This is a genomic window from Streptomyces sp. NPDC001156, assembly GCF_053598275.1.
This window is the reverse complement of the sequence record NZ_JBSFJX010000045.1, coordinates 41239-61587: the sequence shown is the minus strand read 5'-3', so window position 1 is coordinate 61587 and position 20349 is coordinate 41239. Positions and strand designations below refer to the sequence as shown.

At 68.7% G+C, this 20349-nt stretch carries 17 protein-coding genes and 1 pseudogene; 5 read left to right on the top strand and 13 right to left on the bottom strand.

The window, feature by feature from the left end; genetic code table 11:
• Positions 1 to 301: 301 nt before the first annotated feature.
• The 3 genes from ACWDA7_RS22205 (at position 302) to ACWDA7_RS22195 (ending at position 1780) form a co-directional block, all read left to right on the top strand.
• Positions 302 to 616 (top strand): hypothetical protein, encoded by a 315-nt coding sequence (locus ACWDA7_RS22205; protein WP_450605963.1) that lies wholly within the window; start codon positions 302 to 304, stop codon positions 614 to 616.
• A gap of 448 nt (positions 617 to 1064) precedes the next feature.
• Positions 1065 to 1196 (top strand): hypothetical protein, encoded by a 132-nt coding sequence (locus tag ACWDA7_RS22200; RefSeq protein ID WP_450605962.1) that lies wholly within the window; start codon positions 1065 to 1067, stop codon positions 1194 to 1196.
• Complete coding sequence (locus ACWDA7_RS22195; RefSeq protein ID WP_450605966.1) at positions 1142 to 1780, top strand: TetR/AcrR family transcriptional regulator; 639 nt, start codon at positions 1142 to 1144, stop codon at positions 1778 to 1780. Before ACWDA7_RS22200 ends, ACWDA7_RS22195 begins: the two co-directional genes overlap by 55 nt.
• Here the strand turns inward: ACWDA7_RS22195 and ACWDA7_RS22190 are convergent.
• From ACWDA7_RS22190 to ACWDA7_RS22175, 4 genes are all read right to left on the bottom strand, one after another.
• The gene (locus ACWDA7_RS22190) at positions 1731 to 2321 is read right to left on the bottom strand and encodes a malonic semialdehyde reductase (RefSeq protein ID WP_450605961.1); all 591 of its coding nucleotides are present in this window, start codon (positions 2319 to 2321) and stop codon (positions 1731 to 1733) included. The genes ACWDA7_RS22195 and ACWDA7_RS22190 overlap by 50 nt on opposite strands.
• 33 nt (positions 2322 to 2354) lie before the next feature.
• Entirely contained in the window at positions 2355 to 2831 is a 477-nt protein-coding gene (locus ACWDA7_RS22185; protein ID WP_450605960.1) for a hypothetical protein, read from the bottom strand.
• Positions 2815 to 3123, bottom strand: coding sequence for a hypothetical protein (locus ACWDA7_RS22180; protein ID WP_450605959.1), 309 nt, complete (start codon positions 3121 to 3123; stop codon positions 2815 to 2817). The genes ACWDA7_RS22185 and ACWDA7_RS22180 overlap by 17 nt, the downstream gene beginning before the upstream one ends.
• A 166-nt stretch (positions 3124 to 3289) precedes the next feature.
• Positions 3290 to 6142, bottom strand: a complete 2853-nt coding sequence (locus tag ACWDA7_RS22175; RefSeq protein WP_450605958.1) for a helix-turn-helix transcriptional regulator — start codon at positions 6140 to 6142, stop codon at positions 3290 to 3292.
• Between the two features lie 158 nt (positions 6143 to 6300).
• On the opposite strand from ACWDA7_RS22175, the gene ACWDA7_RS22170 reads away from it, so the two are divergent.
• A complete protein-coding gene (locus ACWDA7_RS22170; RefSeq protein ID WP_450605957.1) occupies positions 6301 to 7818 on the top strand; it encodes a 4-hydroxyphenylacetate 3-hydroxylase family protein in 1518 nt (505 codons plus the stop codon).
• Between the two features lie 19 nt (positions 7819 to 7837).
• Here ACWDA7_RS22170 and ACWDA7_RS22165 read toward each other — a convergent pair whose 3' ends face one another.
• The 5 genes from ACWDA7_RS22165 to ACWDA7_RS22145 form a co-directional block, all read right to left on the bottom strand.
• Positions 7838 to 10105 (bottom strand): LuxR C-terminal-related transcriptional regulator, encoded by a 2268-nt coding sequence (locus ACWDA7_RS22165; protein WP_450605956.1) that lies wholly within the window; start codon positions 10103 to 10105, stop codon positions 7838 to 7840.
• 89 nt (positions 10106 to 10194) lie between these two features.
• Positions 10195 to 10683, bottom strand: a complete 489-nt coding sequence (locus ACWDA7_RS22160; protein ID WP_450605955.1) for a flavin reductase family protein — start codon at positions 10681 to 10683, stop codon at positions 10195 to 10197.
• 126 nt (positions 10684 to 10809) lie between these two features.
• Positions 10810 to 13734 (bottom strand): AfsR/SARP family transcriptional regulator, encoded by a 2925-nt coding sequence (locus ACWDA7_RS22155; RefSeq protein ID WP_450605954.1) that lies wholly within the window; start codon positions 13732 to 13734, stop codon positions 10810 to 10812.
• Between the two features lie 137 nt (positions 13735 to 13871).
• On the bottom strand, positions 13872 to 14741 hold the full coding sequence (locus ACWDA7_RS22150) for a dioxygenase family protein (RefSeq protein WP_450605953.1): 870 nt from the start codon (positions 14739 to 14741) through the stop codon (positions 13872 to 13874).
• Positions 14734 to 15867 carry a maleylacetate reductase gene (locus ACWDA7_RS22145; protein ID WP_450605952.1) on the bottom strand — a complete coding sequence of 378 codons (1134 nt, stop codon included), beginning with the start codon at positions 15865 to 15867 and terminating at the stop codon, positions 14734 to 14736. The genes ACWDA7_RS22150 and ACWDA7_RS22145 overlap by 8 nt, the downstream gene beginning before the upstream one ends.
• Before the next feature lie 442 nt (positions 15868 to 16309).
• Here ACWDA7_RS22145 and ACWDA7_RS22140 point away from each other — a divergent pair.
• Positions 16310 to 16638: pseudogene (locus tag ACWDA7_RS22140) on the top strand (thiolase family protein); the annotation flags it as partial.
• 99 nt (positions 16639 to 16737) lie between these two features.
• Here ACWDA7_RS22140 and ACWDA7_RS22135 read toward each other — a convergent pair.
• From ACWDA7_RS22135 to ACWDA7_RS22120, 4 genes are all read right to left on the bottom strand, one after another.
• Entirely contained in the window at positions 16738 to 17334 is a 597-nt protein-coding gene (locus tag ACWDA7_RS22135) for a DUF5134 domain-containing protein (protein WP_450605951.1), read from the bottom strand.
• A 96-nt stretch (positions 17335 to 17430) separates the two neighbouring features.
• Positions 17431 to 17835, bottom strand: a complete 405-nt coding sequence (locus ACWDA7_RS22130; RefSeq protein ID WP_450605950.1) for a cupin domain-containing protein — start codon at positions 17833 to 17835, stop codon at positions 17431 to 17433.
• 636 nt (positions 17836 to 18471) lie between these two features.
• A complete protein-coding gene (locus ACWDA7_RS22125) occupies positions 18472 to 18945 on the bottom strand; it encodes a carboxymuconolactone decarboxylase family protein (RefSeq protein ID WP_450605949.1) in 474 nt (157 codons plus the stop codon).
• 203 nt (positions 18946 to 19148) lie between these two features.
• On the bottom strand, positions 19149 to 19940 hold the full coding sequence (locus ACWDA7_RS22120; protein ID WP_450605948.1) for a sigma-70 family RNA polymerase sigma factor: 792 nt from the start codon (positions 19938 to 19940) through the stop codon (positions 19149 to 19151).
• Positions 19941 to 20349: the final 409 nt, after the last annotated feature.

Below are 20349 nucleotides of genomic sequence, written 5' to 3'. Positions count from 1 at the left end.
CAGGGGCCTTACGGCTGCGCGGACTTGGCGACGGCAGCGGCACAGCACAGCCCAGCGATCACAGCGAGCGACGACCGGTTACCGGGAAAGGCTCAATCACTAGGTCGAGCGATGCGCTGTCGGCTTTCCCAATCGACACTGGTCGCGTCGGTAGTTATTGCTCCCGGGAATTGCGGACGGACTGCATTTGCTCGATGAGCCCCATGCTCCGACGGTGCCCGGGTGGACCGCGACGGCGGTCGTGGAGCTGTGTGGCTGCACCGGGGACATCAGTAGTTGGGTAATGCAAGGAGGAATGACCATGAACAAGTTCATGCGGCGTATTGCCACCGCGACTGCTTCTCTTGCAATGGCCGGAGGTGCGCTCCTCGCTGTCAGTACTTCCGCAACCGCGGCTCCGCTTCCGGCCGACGCGCCCGTCCCCGCCCGGGTGGGTGTGGTTGCGGACACGGGGACCACCGGAGAAAACGACAGCGGAAGCGACGGAGACAGCAGCGTCGAGTACAGCCGGTACGACCGCTTCTACCCCTGGGTCTGGGACCGGCTCATGACGTTCGGATACGACCCCTACCCCGGTCCCCAGCACTCCGCGAACGAAAGCTCCGACGCTCACTGACGGGCCACCCTCTCGTGCGCGAGCCCGGCATAGGTAAAGCTGGACCCGGCGCGGGCCAAGAAGATCCGTGAGCCCAGGATGCATTCGCCCCTGGTCGTACCGATGCGCGCACGCGGCGTCGTACTCGGCGTTGCCGTCTTCCTCCGCTCGGACAACCCCGCCCTGTTCGAGGAGGACGACCTTCTGCTCGCCGAGTAGCCGGCGGGGCCGGGCAGCGCTGGGCCCGGACAACGCCAGGCGGTACACGCGCGAGCGCACCACCGCACCCAGGCTCCAGCACCGCCTCCTCCCCCTCCACGTGACCGGTGGCGACGCCTTCCTCGCCGCAGCCCTCGCGTTCACGTACCTGCGCCTCGCGTCGGCCATGAAGGTTTCCCGCAGGTGAGTGAGGTGCTGTGCCCATGACCAGGCGACCGAAGCGGGTCCCGTCCGTCGCAGCGCCCTGGTCATGAGACTGCCGGATGCGATCACCCAGGGACCCCACGTGGCCCTCGGCGAGCGCTTGACCCGGTTCGTCCTCAACGTCTGGGAGAACCCCACGACCGTACGCCACTGCCGGCGATTCTCCGGTCCGCCCTGACCAACGAGTCCGCTGCCGCCGTCTTCCGCCGCTTGGTCGCCATGCGGCTGCTGCGACGCGCCGCGGGCCGGCTGGACGTCCCGGAGCCCGCGCTGCCCGCCGAGCTGGCAGTCGCCCAGCTGATCGGGGTCGCGATACCGCGTTCGGTGATCAAGGTGGAGCCGCTGGCCTCGGCGGACCTGGAACAGCTCGCGGCACGGGTGGCACCGGTCGTGCAGCGGGCATCTCACGAACCCTTGACGAGCGCCCGGCGGCACCGCCGGCACAATGGCGCGCTACGCCAACATCGCTGCCCGCCGCCGTGCGGTCGGCAAGCCGCAACCCGCGCCACGCCTCCCTTGGAAAGGCCACGCGGTGCCAATCATGGCGATCGGCAGCAACCGAGCCACGGATGTGCCCTTGGCGCTGTCAGCGTCGACGGCCTTCAGCCTGGGCACCGTGGTGACGAGGTGGATCACCGGGCAGGCACTGGCGGGATCACGCTTCGGCGCTCGCGCAAGCACGCTGCCAGGTGGCCGTGGCCGTGGCCGTCGATCAGACGGTGGAGACCACTTGGCCATACGTCAGACGCGGGGAGCGTGTGAACCACGCGTTCTCGCCCGGCTTGCCGATGTTGACGACGACGAGAACCGAGTGCTCGCCATCGCCGAAGAACTCCTTGTCGATTCCCTCGGCGTCGAAGCCGGTCATCGGTCCTGCAGCCAGACCGGCGGCACGGATGCCGACGATGAAATAGCCGACCTGGAGAAGCGCGTTGAGCTTCGCTGATCGCTCACGCACTTCACGCTCGGCGAAGAGATCCTTGGCTTGCGGGAAGTGCGGGAATTGACTGGGCAGTTCCTCGTGGAACTCATTGTCCGCGGCAAGGACGGCGACGAGCGGGGCAGCCGCGGTCTTCTTACGGTTGCCCTCGGACATGTGCTTGGCCAGACGCTCGCGCGCTTCGGGCGAACGGACCAGCACGATACGCAGCGGCTGCTGGTTCATGGAGGTGGGTCCGTACTTGACCAAGTCGTAGATGGCCTCGATCTGTTCGTCTGTCACCGGCTCGTCGGTGAAGGTGTTGGCGGTCCGTGCCTCCCGGAACAGAAGGTCCTGAGCAGCGGGGTCGAGAGCGAGGGGCATGGTGAACCTCTTACGGGTGAGCGAATGAGACTTCTAGGTGATTCGGCGAACTGCGCAGCAGAGGTACTGAGCGCTGACACCCAGCAGGTACACGGCGGTCGTGGTCGTCCCGACGAGCCCCCACAGGAGGGGCCCTGAACAACACCGCGCGATCAACAGGCTGACCAGCGCGGCGAAAGCCGCCATGGGCAGATGGAAGGCGGCCCATATCCACGTGCCGGCCCGGACGGATCTGTCCGGCGTCATGAGGGCACCGCCGTACGCGACAGCACCCAACGCGACGAAGGCGAACGTCGCACCAGTGAGGCCCGCCAGGACCTCGGCCACACCTGGGGCGCCCCGTTCCGACGACGTCACCGCGGTGGCGGTCCACAGCGCCAGGGTGTATCCGTGCGGGGCAGCGCTCGCGGCTACGACAGCGCGGAGTTGGCCGCGGTATCCGCGTTCCGGGCCTGCGTCGGTGCTGCGGCCGACCGCCCTGCGCTGCGGCTCACTATCCGCCCGCGACATGGGTGAAAACCTTGCCGGGTCGGTACCCCTTCTCGAGCGCCTCGTATGCGACGCGGGTCCGCGCGACAGGCAGGTCGGTGTCGGGGCTCAGCCGTCTGCTCCTGATCGACTTGCTGATGGAGGCGAGCCCGTCTGCGGCCGGCTCGACGACGAAGCACAATCCGTGTGCGACATGGTCCCGGCCCGCCCGGACCACATCGCCGGGCTCTGGCTCGGCACGCGGTGCGGTCTTGTGGATCAGCCGGTCGGGGCCTCCGCGTCGGTGTGCGCCTACTTCGTGCATCGTGTTCATGAGGCGGTCACTTCCTGATGAAAGGCGGCGCCGTGCGCATTGCATCGCCGTCGCCACCAGCATCAGCAGTGCCGCGGCAGCAGGCATCGCCCATTCAAGGGATCCTGGCGGTCGCGCCCTGCCCGTCGGGGCCGCTCAGCCCCCCCACCGCTCACTCCACCACCGCTCAGTCCGCCCCGTCGGCGAGACCACCCCGTTCGACCGCCAGACGAGTCAGTTCGACTCGCGTGTTGATACCCAGCTTGGTGAAGATGTGCTTCATGTGGGTGTTGACGGTGTGCACGGACACATAGAGCCGGTCGGCGATGGCCCGGTTGGTGAGGCCGTCCACGACGAGCGGAATCAGCTTCCGCTCGGATTCGGTCAGGTCCCCCCACTCCGGGGAGCCGGTCGTGTGGTGCCGTGGGGGGCCGGTGCGCACGCCGAGCTGCCGAAGGCGCCGCCTGATCCGTTCGTGATCGCGCAGGGCTCCCGAGGCCGACGCCAGCTCAGCCGCTTCCTCGAAATACGGGATCGCCGGCGTTGGATCGGGCGATGCGGCCATGAGCTCGCCGAGGTCCTCACAGGCCGCAGCCAGTGCCAGCGGCCTGCCGGTGCTCCGGTAACCGGTGATGGCGGACTCCAGGGCGCGGGTGTCGCTGTGGAGCAGGCCGTCCACATGGGCGCGGACCGCGCCGATGGTCAGCCGGCTGTCGTCCTGTGCGGTCAGGCTGCGCAAGGAGTCGGACACGGTCTGCGCGAGCGACGGGTCCTCGGCTCGGAGCGCGATGCGCACCATCGCGGGCCAGTGGGACGGAGGTACCGCAAGCAGCCGCGTCGGCTCGAGCTGTCCGAAGCTGTCCTTGAATGCCCCTGCCGCCGCGGCATCCCGGCCCTCCGCGTGCGCCAGGCAGGCGCACGCGAGCGACACCCACAGGCCGTACCGCTGCGTGGGTGTGCCGGAACCGGCTTCGGCGGCGCCGAGATGGTCCCTGGCCTTGGCGAGGTCACCGCGTCTGGTCTCCACCAATGCGAGCACGGAGCGGGCCCGCGGATTCGGTTGAGCGATCTCGAGTTCGTCCGCCACCGTCAGACTCGCCTCGGCCTCCACGGCCGCGTCGTCCAGTGCTCCCCGTTCGAGGAGTGCGCAGGCACGGGCGGCATGCCAGTGGGGAAGCGACCAGCCGAGGCCCAGTGCCTCCGCTTCGCGCTGTCCCTCCCGCAAAATCCCCTCGGTGTCTGCGAGCCGGTCGCTGGTGGTCAGTACCGTGGCCAGCCACAGCGCCGGAATCCGCGGGGGCCGCAGGTAGAGCACGGCGGACTCCGTGCCGGCGCGCCGTGTGGCCTGCTCGGCAAGCTCGAGGGCGCGGGCAAGGCGCCCGCGGTAGAAGCACGTCTGTGACTGGAACACCATGGCGCTGACGACGAGAGCCGGATCGTCGCTGCGGTAGGCAGCCTCGACCAGTCCGGTGTCGATCTGTTCGGCAGCGGCGATGTCCCCGAGGTACACGTGGCCCGTCGCCTTGGTCTTCAGCAGGCGGATGCGCACGTCAGGCGAAAGCCCAGGAAGGTCCAGGGCCCGCTCGAGGTGGGTCATGGCGGCGGCGTCCTCGCCCGCCGCCTGGTAGATCTCGGCAGCCACCAGGCGCAGGCATGCCTCCTGCGACGGCTCAAGACCGTCTGACAGGGCGGAGTCGATCAGGTCGAGGGCCTCGTGAACCCGGCGGGTCCGGCCGAGGTACTCGGCGGCGTCGGTCAGCAGGGTGATTCGACGCCGATCGTGTGGAGGCAGCAGGCCGGCGATCCGCTGAGCGAAGTCCGCAGCCGCGTCGGGTGCCGTCAACGACAGTTCCCGTACGGCAGTGGTCAGCGTGGTCACGGCGGCGTCGTCGACCGGGCCGCCCGACATGACGACGTGCCAGGCCAGCTCCGCCGATCGTGCTCCGATGCTCCGCAGAGTGTCGGCAGCCTCCCGATGCAGAGCGGTCCGTACGGCCAGCGGCAGGTTCTCGTGGACAGCCTGCCGTATGAGGTCGTGGCGGAAGGCCAGTCGTGGGCCGTCGGCCGAGAGCAGCCCGGCGTTCAGGGCGGCCTCGACACCCGAAAGCAGGCTGCCGACCTGCTTGCCGAGCATTCGGGCGGCCGTGCCGAGGTCGAATTCGCGGCCGAGGACGGACCCGATCTGGAGTAGGCGCACGGCATCCTCCGGGAGCCGGTCCAGACGTGCGGCGGCACTCCGCCGGAAACCGCCGGGGATCGAGTCGTGCAGGAGGTTCGCCACGCCCCCCTCCACTTCGACGGCATCCGTGTCGGTAAGAGCGCGCACCAGTTCGATCGCCAGGAACGGATTACCCGCGACGCCTCGCAGAAGCTTGGCCAGACCGGATGACGGCTTCGCCCCGAGGACATCGGCCGCGATGTGCTGCAGCTCCTGCTGCGGCAGGGGGCCAAGGGTCAACCACCGGGCTCCGAGATGTTCGAGGTCCTCTCGCACCTTGGCCACGGTCGGCCGCTCGGTCTCCGACCGTACCGCCAGAACCCACAGGATCCGCGAGGCGGTGAGTCGTCCGGGCAGGGTGCGGAACACGAAGAGGGTTGCCGGATCCGCCCACTGGGCGTCGTCCACAAGCACGGCCACCGGGGCGCGCTGAGCTCGCTCCTCCAGTGCGTCCGTGATGCCGTCCAGCAGCCACAGCCGCTGGTCGTCGGTGGCTGCGGCGGCTCGGTCGCGATCGCCGGAGGGCTGCAAGGCGGACTGCAGGGCAGCTCCTGCCGCGTACTGGTCGAGCTCGTCGGCCTGTACTGACACCACATCGAACCCGAACTGCCGCGCCAGCTCGTCCAGCTCCGCGAGCAGCCGGCTCTTGCCGACGCCAGGTGCGCCTTCCACGACGACACAGGCACCCTGTCCACCACGCACCGCTTCCAAGGCCTCACGGACAGCCACGATCTCGCGGTCCCGTCCCCTGAGGCGCAGCCCGGTCATGGCCCGGTTTCCGGGCCCACGGGCCCGGTCGCCCGCGGGGTCTGTGCTGCGCATGGATCAAGCATGCCGCACGGCACATGTGCCCTCAACGTCGCTTCCCCTGTGCTCAGCGCTTTCACCCGGGTGATTCCCGGTTCCGCGCCGTCCTCTCACCCCGCCGCGACGCATGCTCCGTGCCGTCCAGATCTCTTGCCCCTGGAGAGGAGCACGACGTGCGTACAGGCAAGGAATACCTGGCGGCACTGAACGACGGCCGCAAGGTGTGGGTGGGTGACGAGCTCGTCGAGAACGTGGCCACGCACCCCAAGACCCGGGCGTATGCCCGCAGGCTCGCGGATTTCTACGACCTGCACCACCGCCCGGACCTCCAGGACGTCATGACGTTCGTGGACGAGGACGGCGTCAGGCGGTCCATGACGTGGTTCCAGCACCGCACCAAGAAGGACCTGAAGCGCAAGCGGCGCTACATGGAGACGGTGCTGCGGGAGCTCGGCGGCGGGGCGACCCCGCGTACTCCGGACGTCAACAACTACGTACTGATCACCTACGTCGACGACCCGGAGCCCTGGAGCAGCCAGTCCGTCGGCACCGATGGGCGGGATCTGACCAAGGGGATCATCGACTTCTGGAACGAGGTACGAGAGAGCGACCTCAACACGACGCCGGCGTTCGTCGACCCGCAGACGGACCGCTCGCGCGATTCCGCCCAGGCCGAGTCCCCGGCCCTGCAGGTGGTCGGCACCTCGGACGAGGGCATCACCGTGCGGGGCGTGAAGGCGATCAGCACCGGCGCTGCCTTCGGTGACTGGATCCACATCGGCGTCTTCTACCGCCCCGGCATTCTGCCGGAACAGGTCATCTTCGGGGCGGTCAAGCCCAACACCCCCGGGGTCACCATCATCTGCCGGGAGAGCAACGTCCGGGACGGCGAGGAGGTCGAGCACCCGCTCGCCTCGCAGGGCGACGAGTTGGACGCGGTCATCGTGTTCGAGGATGTGCTCATCCCCTGGAATCGGGTGTTCCACATCGGTAATCCCAAGCACGCGTCGCTGTACCCGCAGCGCGTCTTCGACTGGCTGCACTACCAGGCCCTGGTGCGCCAGATGGTGCGCGCCGAGCTGATGCTCGGTCTGGTCTTGCTGATCACCGAGCACATCGGTACCTATCAACTGCCGCCCGTCCAGACCCGGATCGCCCGGTTCGCCGGCTTCCACCAGACGCTCAAGGCGCATGTGATCGCTTCGGAGGACGAGGGGTTCACCACGCCGGGTGGCCTCTACAAGCCGAACGTCCTGATGTTCGACTTCGGGCGGGCGTATTACCTCGAGAACATTGCCGGCATGGTCCACGAGGTCGTCGACCTGGCCGGACGTGCCTCGCTCATCTTCCCGACCGAGGGGCAGTGGCAGCAGTCCGAACTCCGGCCGTGGCTGGAGGCGCTGCAGACCGGACCGGTCGGGAGGCCGCACGACCGGCTGAAGATCAGCCGCGTGATCCGCGATCTGTTCCTGTCCGACTGGGGCGACCGCATCAGCACCTTCGAGAACTTCAACGGCACTCCTCTGCTGGCCATCCGCACGCTCACCATGAAGCGTGCCGAGATGTCCCCGAACGGCAGTATGGCTGACCTCGCACGCAAGGTCTGCGGCATCGAGAGCGCGAGCGCCGAGCAGAAGGAGACCGCGTACACGTCTCAGGCGGACTACGCCCGCCGCCAGGACGCTTCGTAGCGGGATGCAAGGGCCCGGATCAGAGCACGCCGCACTCCCGGGCCCTTGCGACCGCTCCGCTCCTGTCGTGCGCGCCGAGTTTGCGGAAGATCGCCCGTACCTGTGTCTTGACGGTGTTGTGGGACACATAGAGTTCCGAGGCGATCTCCCGCAGCGTCAACGGACCGCACAGGGCGCGGAGCACTCGGCGCTCCCCCAGCGACAGGTCCTGGGGGCCGGGCACGGCGAGCGCCACCATTGATTCCTTGCCGAGCCGCCCGAGCAGATCCGTCAGTACCCCTGGTGACTCGCACCGGTCCGCTGCCCGCTCGGCCGCCTCGCGGGCCACTCGCGCCGCGTCGGGATTGTGCCGCGCACTCTCAAGTCGTGCCCGCGTGAAGTGGCACAAGGCGCGTACGTGGGGTTCGCCTCCGGCGCGGGGCGAGCCCACCAGCGCCGCTTCGGCGTCGGCCAGAACGCGTTCTGCCTCGTCGACCTGTCCCTCTTCGACGAGTACGCCGGCCCGGCCGATGTAGGCGGAGACAGCGACGAAGTGCCTTCTCAGGCCGGCCGTCGCGGCCGCCTCGAGGGCCTCGTCGCTCAGCACGCGCGCCGGCTCGTGCCGGCCGGCCAGCACCGCGGACACCGCCCGCAAGCCCAGCGCGCGGACGAGCGCCAAGCTGTGCCCGGCCGCATGCGCGTCACGGGTCGCCTCGCCGAGCAGCGCCTCCGCTTCCTCATACCGGGAGGTCCACAGCATCGCAGCACCGCGGGCCGTACTGGCCAGAGCACGCCAGGAAGTCAACGGCATGGTGCCGGCCACGGCGGATTCGCCGAGATGCTCGGCGGTCAGGATCTCCCCCTCCAGACAGCAGGCGACAGCCTGAGCGACGGCTGCCGCATCGGACACCGTGCTGCCGTCGCCGACCGTCTCAGGCCCCGTCTGTCTGAGTCGGGCCACCTCGAGCCAGCGCCGCGCCGTTTCCGGGGCGCCCCCCGAGAGAGCCGCCATCGCCGCCACGACGCACAACCTTGCGTCGGCGGCCACCGTGCGGGGCGGCAAGAGGTCCAGCCAATGCGAGACCTCAGCACGACGGCCTGCCGAGATCGCCTTCTCCCAGGCGCCGAGAATCGACGCGACGGCCGCGGACTCATCGCCGCCCAGCACCCAGTGCCGTACGGCCGCGGTCGTCTCTCCCTGCCGGGAGTACCACTGACCCGCCGACCGGTGCAGGGACCCGACGGTATCCGGCCCTTTGGACGACAGGACGTCGGACAGAAGCGCAGACAATGCCCGGTGATGCCGGTACGCCGACGGAACAGCGGCGACGGGCACGAGCAGTTGTACGGTCCGTGCGAGCTCGTGCAACAGTACGCCCGCCCGGTCACCAGCGAGCGCCTGGCACGGCCCGGCGCTCAGCTCGTCGAGCACACTGGTATGCAGCAGGAATCGGCGCTGTTCGGTGGTGAGCCGGTAGAGCACCTCGGTGGCCAGATACTCGGTGACCGCATGCCTGCCGCGGGCCAAATTCCCTTCCGCGTCAGCCTTGTTCGCCGAGCGGGCCAGGGTGCGCCCCATGATGCTCAGCCCCGCCGCCCAGCCTTCGGTGGCCTCGTGCAGCGCGCTCGCCGTGTCCGGGGTCGGAGCGGAGCCGAGCAGATCGGTGAGCACTGCCTGTGCTTCCTCGAGGGTGAAGGCCAGGTCGTACTGGTCCAGTTCGGCGGTCAGGCCCCGTGCGCGCAGGGCCGGAAGGGGCCTTCCGGGAAGGTGCCGGGTCGACAGAACGATGCGGAAGCCCTGGGGCAGCCTCGTCAGGAAGTCTCCCAGTCCGCGGACCGCGTCGGCGTCCGTGATGGATTCCAGTCCGTCGAGGATCAGCGTGAGCGGGCCTTCTCCGCCCCGTCCGGCCACAAGGCTCGGCAGGATCTCCTCGAGCCATGCGTCGAGCGTCCATTCATCGCTGTCGGGGCGGGCGGGCAGTGTCGGTCGTGCCTCGTGCAACGCCCGCAGAATGCCGGCCCAGAGCCGGCCGGGGACGTTGTCGTACGCGTCGAGGGTGAGCCAGGCGCACTCTCCGTGAGCCGCCAGGCCTCGCGACCACTCGGTCAGGAGCACCGTTTTTCCGGCACCAGCCGGCGCGGAGACCACGACCACGGGCTCGGTCGCCGCGTCAAGCCGACGCAGCAGACGCGGGCGTGTCAGGAGATGCGGGGGCTGGGCCGGAGGATGCAGCTTGAAGGTCGGCACGAAGTTGGTCATGGCGCCTTCCGTGGACTCGTCGGAACGGGCGGAGCCCCCGACGTCCATGGCTCACCTCGGAAGAGCCGGACATCGGGGGCCGTAGCGGGCCGGTCACGGGCCCCGCAGCGGCGCCCTTCGGACCGCTGCCGGCAGGACTAGTGCGGAGCCCTGATCGCGCCGAAACCTCCCGCAAAGTGGAGCAGAGGCCGGCCATCGCCCCTGTGTCCGCAATAGCGGACGTCACCCACGAAGATGGTGTGATCGCCACCGGGGAGCGCCGCGGCGACGTCGCACACAACAGCCGCGATGGCGTCCTTCAACACCGGCACCCCGTGGTCGTCGACAGTCTCGACGCCCGCGAACTTGTCCGGCTTGGAAGCGGCGAAGTTCCGCGCCAGGGGCTCGCTGTCCTCGCCGAGGATGTTGACGGCGAAGCGGCCGTGCTCCGCTATCGCGGTCCGCGTGTACAGGTGGTTGGCGATGCACACGAGCAACTGGAGCGGCTCGAGGGACAAGGCGGACACGGCGCTGGCCGTCATGCCGATCGGCGTGCTGCCGGAGCACGTGGTGATCACGCTGACACCGGTGGCGAGCCGGCTCATCGTGGCTCGGAAATCGACTGTCATGTCGCGGGTTTCAATCATCGGAGGACCTCCGTGATAGTAGGGCTGGGCCCTGCTGCGTGTGATGAAGCGTGCAACGTCGGCTGTTAATGCCGGGGAAATCGCGTCCTACTCGGACGACACCGGGCATTCACACGGCCCGTCGGCTCACCTGCGCAGTCGGTCGACCAGCCGTCTCAGGTCAGCGGAGGGCGGCACCCCGAGGTCCTTCATGACGCGCAGGTAGCCTCGGTACAGGTCGAGCAGTTCATCGTCGGAGCCGGCCGCCTCCGCGGCGTACAGGGCGAGCCGCCAGGCCTGCTCCCGGTAGGGGTCGCTGTCCAGCACGGCATGTGCGAGCCGACGGGCGTCCCGCACTCGGCCGAGGTGCAGCGCTACGGTTGCCGCGTCCACGCGGGCCTGCAGGAGCGCGGCGTCGAGTTCGGCGCGCCTGGTGTCGAGCCAGTGCGTCGAAAGGGAGTCGAAGTAGGAGCCGCGCTCGGCGATGGCCAGGGCGCGCTGAAGCGTGTCCCACCGGTGCTCGCCGTCCTGCCGTGCGGCTTCCGCCAGCAGTCGCTGGAAGTTCCCTGAGGCGCTCACTACCGCGGACGCCGGTGTCAGCTCGTACACGTCGCCGTCCTGAAGGAGCGAAAGGCCGTCGGGCAGCACCTCGCGCAGCCGGTAGACGGCCTGCCGAAGGTAGCTGCGCCCCGTGGCGTCGCTCCGCCCAGGGAACAGCGCCTCCAAGAGAGCCTGACGTCTGGCGCTCGCCGCGGGCCGGGACAGCAGGTAGGCGAGCAACTCGACGCTCTTGGCGAGACGCGGGTGGACCTCCCGCCCGTCGGCGACCAACCGCACCGGGCCGTAATCCTCAAGGGCCAGTCGGGGTGCGGCGTACCCGGTCACCGGTCTGGCGGTGGACAGCGCGGACACGAGCTCGTGCCAGCGTGAGGAGCGCGTGGGTTCCGCGTCGGCCCGACGCGCGGCGACGGAGGGCACGTCCTCCAGAGCCTGCAACAGCAGATTGCGGGGGCCCTGGGCCGTCGCGACCTCCAAAGCCAGGTCGGCAGCGGCATCCGCACCGTCCTCATCGCCGGTGCGCCACAGGGCCTCGCTCAAGTAGACGGCAGCCGTCGGAAGTTCCAGTCGTCTGCCACTCGTGCGCATTGCGGAGACCGCCGTGGTGAGGTGGGGTACGGCGTCGTCGTTGCGACCGGCCAGCAGTAGTTCCAATCCCCGCCAGATGCCCGCCAGTTCCGCGGTGAGCGCGTAGCGCGCGCACCCCCTGCGCTCCGCCTCGGCGAGCGCTCGCGCCGCTCGCGGCAGGTCGTGATCCAGGCGCAGGGCCAGTTTCGCCTCAAGGAGCAGGCTGAGGATCTCGTACACGCGGGACCCGGTCGAGGCGATCTGCTCCCGCCCGACCAGTAGTGCGGTCCAGGCCTCGTCCCGGCACCCGAGATCCGCCATCAGCTCCGGGGCCTCGATCGCGCCCAGCCAGACGGGGCGCGGTCCGTCGCCGACCGCCGTGTATGCCGCTTTGGCCTGGGAGATACGTCCCTCGGCGCGCAGGGCGGCGACCGCCCATGGCGTCCCGCCTACTCTCCGCCAAGCGCCGGACGAGCCGTCCTGCAGTTCGCGCAGTTGCCCGGCCATGTAGGCGACGCGCATCACCATGGCCTCAAGGGGCCCCGCGACACGGTCGACAAGGTCCGGGGCAAGCTGGGCTGCGCTGTTGTCCGCCAGAGCCAGCACGGCCGCCGCGATGTCGCGAGGGGGCCCGGGAGGCGCGACGTGCAGGATCTCGCGCGCCTCGTCGATCCGCCCCACGTGCCAGAAGCACCACACCAGCAGGGCCAAGTCCTCGGCTCCGCCTGGCTCTTGAGCGAGCTTGCCCCACCATGCACGACCGTGGTGGTCGGCCAATTGCACGCCCCGCCAGCACTGTTCGAGCCCGAAGGCGACGCGGAGCACGGCTGAGGCCAAACTCGGCGTGGGCGCCGGGCGCATGCGGTCGAGCCAGCTCTCGGCAGTCGCCAGGTCGAGTCGGCCGAGTACATCCGGCAGGGCGCGTTCTGCGGCTCGTCGGGCGGAGTCGGTGTCGCCGCTCATGAGCAGCTCGTCCACGGCATCCTCGTGGCGCCCTCTGCCCTGGAGCAGCGAGGCGTACCCCCGTCGCAACGCACGCAGGCTGTCGTCGTCCAGGCGTCCGATCTCGCGTTGGAGATAGTGGCGGAACCGCGGCAGGGCGACCATACGGTTGCCGTCGGAGGACCAGGTGAGCGGCAGCCGTCGGCTGCGGAGGGCGGCCATCGTCCGGTCCGGCGATGCCAGTCCGAGGGCGTTCGCCTGCTCGGCCGTCACGCCGTCGTCGAGCAGGCTCGTGCGGACGAGCAGCGACGCCTCCGCGGGCATGAGCTGGGTCAGCAGTTCGGCCGCGAGGCGATCGTGCTGCACGGCGGAGGCTGCGGGATCGACACCCCACCAGTCGTACAGGACGCCGGTGACCCAGCCGCGCATCGCATCAACCAGTTGGCAGGCGTCGTCGCTGCGGCCGATGGCGTGCAGGGCTTCGGCGGCCTCAGGCACGCCGAAGGCCAGGTCCCCGTCCTCGAGGAAGGCGACGCGATGGACATCGCCGAGACCTCCGAGGCCTTGGGGCAGATTCACTCGGGAGATCAGTACCAGCCGCGGCCCTTCCGGCAGACTGCCGGCCAGTGCGGCGAGCAGCCCCGCCGCACCGGCGCTCCCACCGATCGTCTCCACGCGGTCCAGCACCAGCACCAGATCGGTGCCGGCCAGCTTCCTGGCGAGCAGGGCACCCACCTCCGACGCCGGCAGCCCTCGCGCCAGTGCGCCGGTCAGTGCGGTCGCCGCGGTCGGCACATGGGGCACGACGGCTGCCTCGACAAGGCGCGTCAGCGTCAGCTCGTCGGCACCGGAATCACCCGCACAGGTACTGACGTTGCCGGGCATCCCGGTGAGCGACACCCAGGCGACGGGGCTGGACAGCCCTTGCGCCGCCTGGACCGCGGCGGTCGTCTTCCCCGACCCCGCCGAAGCCGCCATGACGAGTACCGAGTGCTGGTCCAGCACCTCGTGGATTCTGCGGACCAGCCTCGGTCGGGGTATGACGTGACTGGGCAGCCGGGGCAGGACACCACCCGTTTCACCGGGATCGCTGCTTCTCATGGATGACCGCTTCTCGACTGCGTGCGCGGTGGCAGTGACGCTCAGTCCGCGGGGAGGGGTTCGAGGACGAAGGTGCGGCGCAGCAGGGTGTACGGCACGTCGGTCTGCCCGCGGTAGGGCCCGGCTTCGGCCCCGTACGTATCAAAGGACTCGACCAGCGACTCCTTGACCCCGAAGACCGGATCCATGTCCAGGTACGGGTCGTCCGAAGGAAACAGCATGGTGGTCAGGCGCTGGAATCCCGCAGCCTCCATCAGCAGGTGCACATGGGCGGGACGCATGAGCGACCTGCTGGTCGCGCTCATCAGTTCGCCGACCGGACCGTCACCGGGTATCGGGTAGCTGGACGGGCGAATGGAACGGAAACTGAAGTGTCCCGTCTCGTCGGTCCGGAAAAGCGCGCGCATCGCCGGGTCCACCTGGCCGGGCACATCCACGTCGTAATGGCCCTCCGCGTCGCTGTGCCATACATCCACCGCGGCGCCGGCCACCGGCGCTCCCTCACGGTCCACGACCCGTCCCTCGAAGAACAGCGGGGTGCCGGGCAGACCTCCTGAGATGTCCGCGGCGTCGGCGGACCGCGGCCTGTCCTCCCTGAAGAAGGGGCCCAGGACGCTGTTCTGCGTGGCTTCGGCGGGGCGTCGATTGCTCAGGGCGTCGACCAGCATGGTGACGCCCAGGACGTCGGACAGCAGGATGAACTCCTGGCGCGTCGGGGTGCACTTCTGCCCGGTACGGGTCAGGAAGTCCACTCCCTGGGCCCACTCCTCCTCCGTCAGTCCGACCTCGCGGACGAAGGAGTGGAGATGCCGCACCAGTGATTCCAGGATCTCCGCGACGCGGGAGTCCTTGGTGTCCCGCATGGTCGCGATCACAGCCTCGGTGATGGTGTCGCTGGTCAGATCACGCATGTCGCGCTCCCGTGGTGGTTGAGTGTTCGATGACGGAGTCGGACTGGGGAAGTTCGTCGCCGGGTGACGTCCACGGTGTCTCCCCGGCCCAAGCGCGGGTCAGGAAGCCTCGAACGGCCGTCCGGTCCACTGGTCGCGGATTCCAGTAGGCGTCCCGAACGATGAGTTCGGCCGCCTGCTCGATCCCCGATTCCGGCATACCGAGATCACGCAGTGCCCTGGGGGCGCCGAGCCGCCCTGCGAAGTCGAAGAGAGCGCTCGCGGCGTCGTCCCCCGGAAGCGCCTGCGCGATGCGTGTCATGGCCTCGGGGGCCGCCGGCCCGTTGTAGGCCACCACGTGCGGCAGGACCACTGCATGGGTTTCGGCGTGCGGAAGCCCGAATGTGCCGCCCAGGACGTGGCAGACCTTGTGATGCAGTGCCATGCCCACCGTGCCCAGGCACGTGCCCGCCAGCCACGCCCCGTACAAGGCATCGGCGCGCGCCTCGCCGTCGTCCGGATGCTGAACGATGACCGGAAGGGATCGGGTGAGGGAGTCGAGTGCTTCACCGGCCATCAGGAAGGCGACCGGGTCCCGGTCCTGGGCGTAGAGGGCCTCCACGGCGTGGGCCATCGCGTTGATGCCGCTGACCACCGATATCGCCGCGGGAAGCGTGAGCGTCAGGTCGACGTCGTACACCACTGTCTTGAGCAGCACTTCCGGCAGCCGCCGGGTCGTCTTCCTGCGGCCTTCGGTCTCGCCGAGGATCGGCGTCATCTCCGAGCCGGCATAGGTGGTGGGCAGCGCCAGCTGTGGAAGTCCGGTCCGCGCGGCGATGGCCTTGCCGAGGCCGACGGTCGATCCGCCGCCGATGGCGAGCACGGAGTCCGCTCCCACGGTTCCGGCGTACGCGAGGGCCTTCTCCGTGACCTCGACCGGGGTATGCGGGACCGCTTCGGCGAAAGTCCCCACGGCTGCGGCACCCAGCAGGTCGCGTATCTTCGCTGCCTGGTCCACTTGACCAGGTGTGCACAGGATGAGCACCCGGCGGCATCCGAGAGCATCGGCCTCTTCGGGGAGACGACTGCGCGTCCCGCTGCCGAAGACCACCTTGGTGATCTGCCCCCGATGCACGAATGTCTTCATGAGAATTTCCTCAGCCCGCCGCTCGTCTGTTTATGAAAAAAGCTTCGGCAGTCGAATGGCGCACGTCAACGGAATCTGCAGGGGATGAGGTGAACCGGCGCGGAAATACCCTGTTCAAGCGACGGGCACCGGCACCGTGGCCCCGGAGACGCGGCCGACATCACTCATCTGCGGGATGCGGAGGGACGTCAAGGTGTGGACCGTGGAAGCATGCCCGAGTCGGGCGAGATGCTCATTCTACGGACACGCCTGCGACGGAAACGATCTCCACGATTTCCACCGACCCTGCACAAATACACGGAGACCCGGCCCGGTAGGTGACATTGCCTTCCGGAAAGAGCGTCCGGCGGGGTCGGCATTTCCGAGAGGCAGGGTAAAAAGATGGATAAATTGGTCGCCTCGCCAAGAGTGACGCCGAACTGACCGTTGCGGACGGCCTGAAGTGAAGGACGCGGACATCATCGACGCCGTGCGCACGCAGATCAGGCGTCACAACGGCGCCTTGGCCTACGCCCCGACGACCTGGCCGCACTCACCATCCGCGAACTCCACGCCCCCAGGGTCTTGTTGGACCCCGCGCGCATTGCTGACGTGTACTTCGGCAACGCCAACGGCGTCGGCGAGGAGAACCGCGATGTCGGCCGCATGGCGGCGCTGCTGGTCGGCTTGCCCACCTCCGCACCGGGTATGACGGTCGACCGGCTCTGCGCTACCGGTCTGGATGCCGTTGTTCAGGCCGCCCGTGCCCTGGCCGTCGCCGGTGGCGTGGAGTTGAAGCACGACGGAATGCGCGGTGGTGGGGCCTGCGTCCCGCGATCGACCCTCGGCGAGCAGGCGCCCGGCTAGCTTCCAACCAGCCTGATTCGGCGCTCAGTGGTACATGAGCAGCATGATGACCGTTCCCAGAGGCATCGATCCGTCCCAGAAGTGCCCGCAGGACTCCCTGATGCTGGTTGAGGCGGCCACGGTGTCCGACGCCCAGCGCAGCGTGGGCATGCCACGCATGAGCGACCGAAGAGCGCACACAAGGAGGTAGAGCGCCAGCACTCCCGTGACCGCGTTGCCGGCCTTCGATTCCCCTGCGATGTGACCGAGATGCGCGGCGTGGTTCGCCGCCGAGAGACCGCCAGCCAGGGTCTCGTGCGACAGGTCCGCCATGGAGTGCGTCATCCATGCCATCGCGGCCATGCCGGCCGCGTACGGCAACCGCCGCGCAGTTGCGGTCGGTCTCGGTTTCTGGCGGGAGCTGACAGCCGTCAGCGGAAACCACAAGGCGGCGGCCGCGAAGAAGGCCGTCAGGGAAACCTCCGACAGCATGCCGCCCCAGCGCCACGGCATCACCGCCATGGCCAAGGCCATGGCGGTGTGCAGCAATTGGTCGACTCGGCTGCGCCACCCGGAACCTCGTGACAGGACGCCATTCCGCAGCTCGCGGACGGCCGCCGCCGCGAACAGCGCTGTCAGCATGCCACGCACAACATCAGTGGCACTCATGCCTCATCGCGCCCTTTCACGGAGCGGACGAGCTCCGTTCGGAACCGGCCAGTACGAGCAGGCGGCGGGTCAGTTTGCGGCGGGACGCGGGGCGCGCAGGTGGGCCCGCTTCTCCAGCTCCTCCTCCTCGACCAGCGTGAGCATCGGCTGGCCTGGCGCGCACAGCATGAACACGATGTACTTGGCCGGCGCATCCGACTGGGCGTTGCCGTTCTGGTAGTGGATCACGTCACCGCCCGGCTCCCAGAAGGTGTCACCGGCCTTGAGCACGCGCTCCGGCTCACCCTCGAGCTCCCACCGGACCTCCCCTTCGGTGACGTAGCCGAAGCACGGCCCCGAGTGGCGGTGCGGTGGAGTCCCGGGATGACCGGGAGGCCACTCGACGAAGACGGTCATCCCCGAAGCGCCCTCGGGAATGAACGGCGGCTTGACGTCCGCCAGCATCTTGGGTCCCGTACCGTCCACTGAATCCATCTCGTGCACTGCGCTACACCTCCATCAGCCTGCCCGGAACGAACGATCCCGCGTCGGCCACCGCCTTCGGGGCCGGTGTACCGGCCTCCCATTCGGCGTCGCCCGGGTTCGTCGACTCCGGACTCTCCCAACTTGCTTAAAAGTGAAGACAAAACACGGCCCGTATCTGTGACACGCCGTGCGTCTTATGCCTCACGCAGAGGGACCCAAGACCACTCTGCTCCCGGTCGGCGGCATGCACATTCCGGATCCCGCGGCATCGAGAACGCATCGCACCGCGGCAATCGCTGCGCTGAACGCGCACCCACGGCGACTCCCACGGCCGGGGCCGGGGCCGATTCCCGGGACAATGCCAGGGTCTGCCGGCAAGAGCGCCCGCGCTGAGGCCGTCGCCGGGCGATCTGTTTTCCGACTCGTCCGGGTCACTCATCCGGAGAGGTACCGGGGCGACCCGCGCTCCATCTCTGACTTTCAGGACTGCGACTCGACGGAGGAGGCGCAGTACGGCGCCGCTGAGAATCAAACGCAGCGGGCCGCATGGGATCAGTGAAGTCGGCTGACGCCGGAAGTCCGTCTCCCCGCCGAAGGTCGGGGCGACGCGGAGACGGACCCTCCGGCCATGCCGAACCCCCTGGCTCAGCCGAACTGGCCGACCTGGTAGCTGCCGGCCGGCTGCTGGTTGATGAGGTTGATGCGGTTGTAGCTGTTGATGATGGCGATGAGGGAGATCAGCGCGACAAGCTGGTCCTCGTCGAAGTGCTTCGCGGCGTTCGCCCAGACCTCGTCCGTGACCCCAACGGCCGCATCCGCGACCCGGGTGCCCTGCTCGGTCAGCTCCAGCACGGCGCGCTCGGCGTCGGTGAACACCGTCGCCTCCCGCCAGGCCGCGATCAGGTTGAGGCGCACCGAGGTCTCCCCGGCGTGGGCGGCCTCCTTGGTGTGCATGTCGGTGCAGAAGCCGCAGCCGTTGATCTGGCTGGCGCGGATCTCCACCAGATGCGCAATGGTGGCCGGCAGCGACGAGTCCGACAGCACCTTGCTGGCCGAGGCGAGGTGCTTCAGCACCTTGCCCGCGAGGGGATTACCGAAGTAGTTGAGACGCGATTCCATGGGACCTCCTAGCCCGGATGCGGATACACACAACTGACCGGACAGCCGGGCGAGGTGTGACACCAAAGGCTGTGTGATGCAGGTCTCGACGGCGACGTCATCGCCCTACCGTCCCGGACGGACGGGCTCGTGCATGGACTTTGTGGACGCCGGCCTCCGAGGCCGACGTCATCAGCAGCGTGCTGGGCGTGCATCCCGGTAGATCACGACGCCCGCACGGCCGACGGCAGCGACCAGTCCAGGGGCCGCCTCCCGCCAGAACCGTGGGCAGGCGGTCGTGCGCAGTCGGTCGCCGGATCGGCCACGCGCGCACGGTCCTGCGTCGGCATACAAGCAGTTCCCCGGATGGCGTTGCCCTCGGACAGACTGGCGGCATCCGGCGCCAGAAGGGCTTCCAGCACGGCCACGTCCCCCGTTCGAGCCGCTGAGACGAAAGCCTTCAGAAGACGACGATGCTCAGTCGTGTCCACGCTCTCCCGCTGGTCCTCCGACAGACGCTTACGAGCACGGCTCACGATCTTGCGCACATTGACGAGACTGAGCTGCAGAATCTCGGCAATCTCGGAGTAGGCGTAGTCGAATGCCTCGCGCAGGACGTACACCGCGCGCTCAGTGGGGTTCAGTTTCTCCAGCACGAGCTCCAGAGCCAGCTGCAAATCCTCCGCGCGCTGCACATCCGCCTCAGGATCCGAGCTCGTGTCGACGGGCTCGGGCAGCCACGGGCCGATGCAGGTCTCCCGACGCACGCGCGCCGACTGCCTGACGTTGATGGCCAAGCGGGTCGCCGTGCACGAAAGGAAGGCCACCGGGCTGACCACCGCAGAACGGTCGGTCTTCTGCCAACGCAGCCACACCTCCTGCACCACGTCCTCAGCCTCGACCGCGCTGCCGAGCACACGGCGGGCAATTCCGAAGAGGCGCGGCCGCTGCTGCACAAAGACGGAAACAGCCTCTTCAAGGTCAGTTGTCATGAGGTTCGGCTCGGAATGCATCATCCTCCCCCTGGGAGGGATATCGCTGGCTGCTGTCGGATCACCCGGCTTCAGGCGGACACACCGTGGGCTCATGGCCCGACCATCGGTCCAAAACCCGCTTCAAAGAGCGTGTGTGATTCCCTTGAGCCGGATGTTCTTCTTGGCTATTTGGCCCAGAGTGAGACCGGAGGGACCGGACCACATCGCATAATCGAGTGATTCGATTCGCCTGGCCGACCAGGTGTGCCTTGGAGACGGTGTGGCATACGGGATCGCCGGTAGCGCGTGGCGCTGAGCGTGCGGTCATCGCCGACACCGGCGACGACCGCGACCGTCTCTTCGGGCAATGCCCCGGCCCTACGGGTCCAGCCGACTGGGACGTCGTCGAATGCGCTCGAAATGTGCCGGCGGGTGGGGCTGAGCGAGCGGC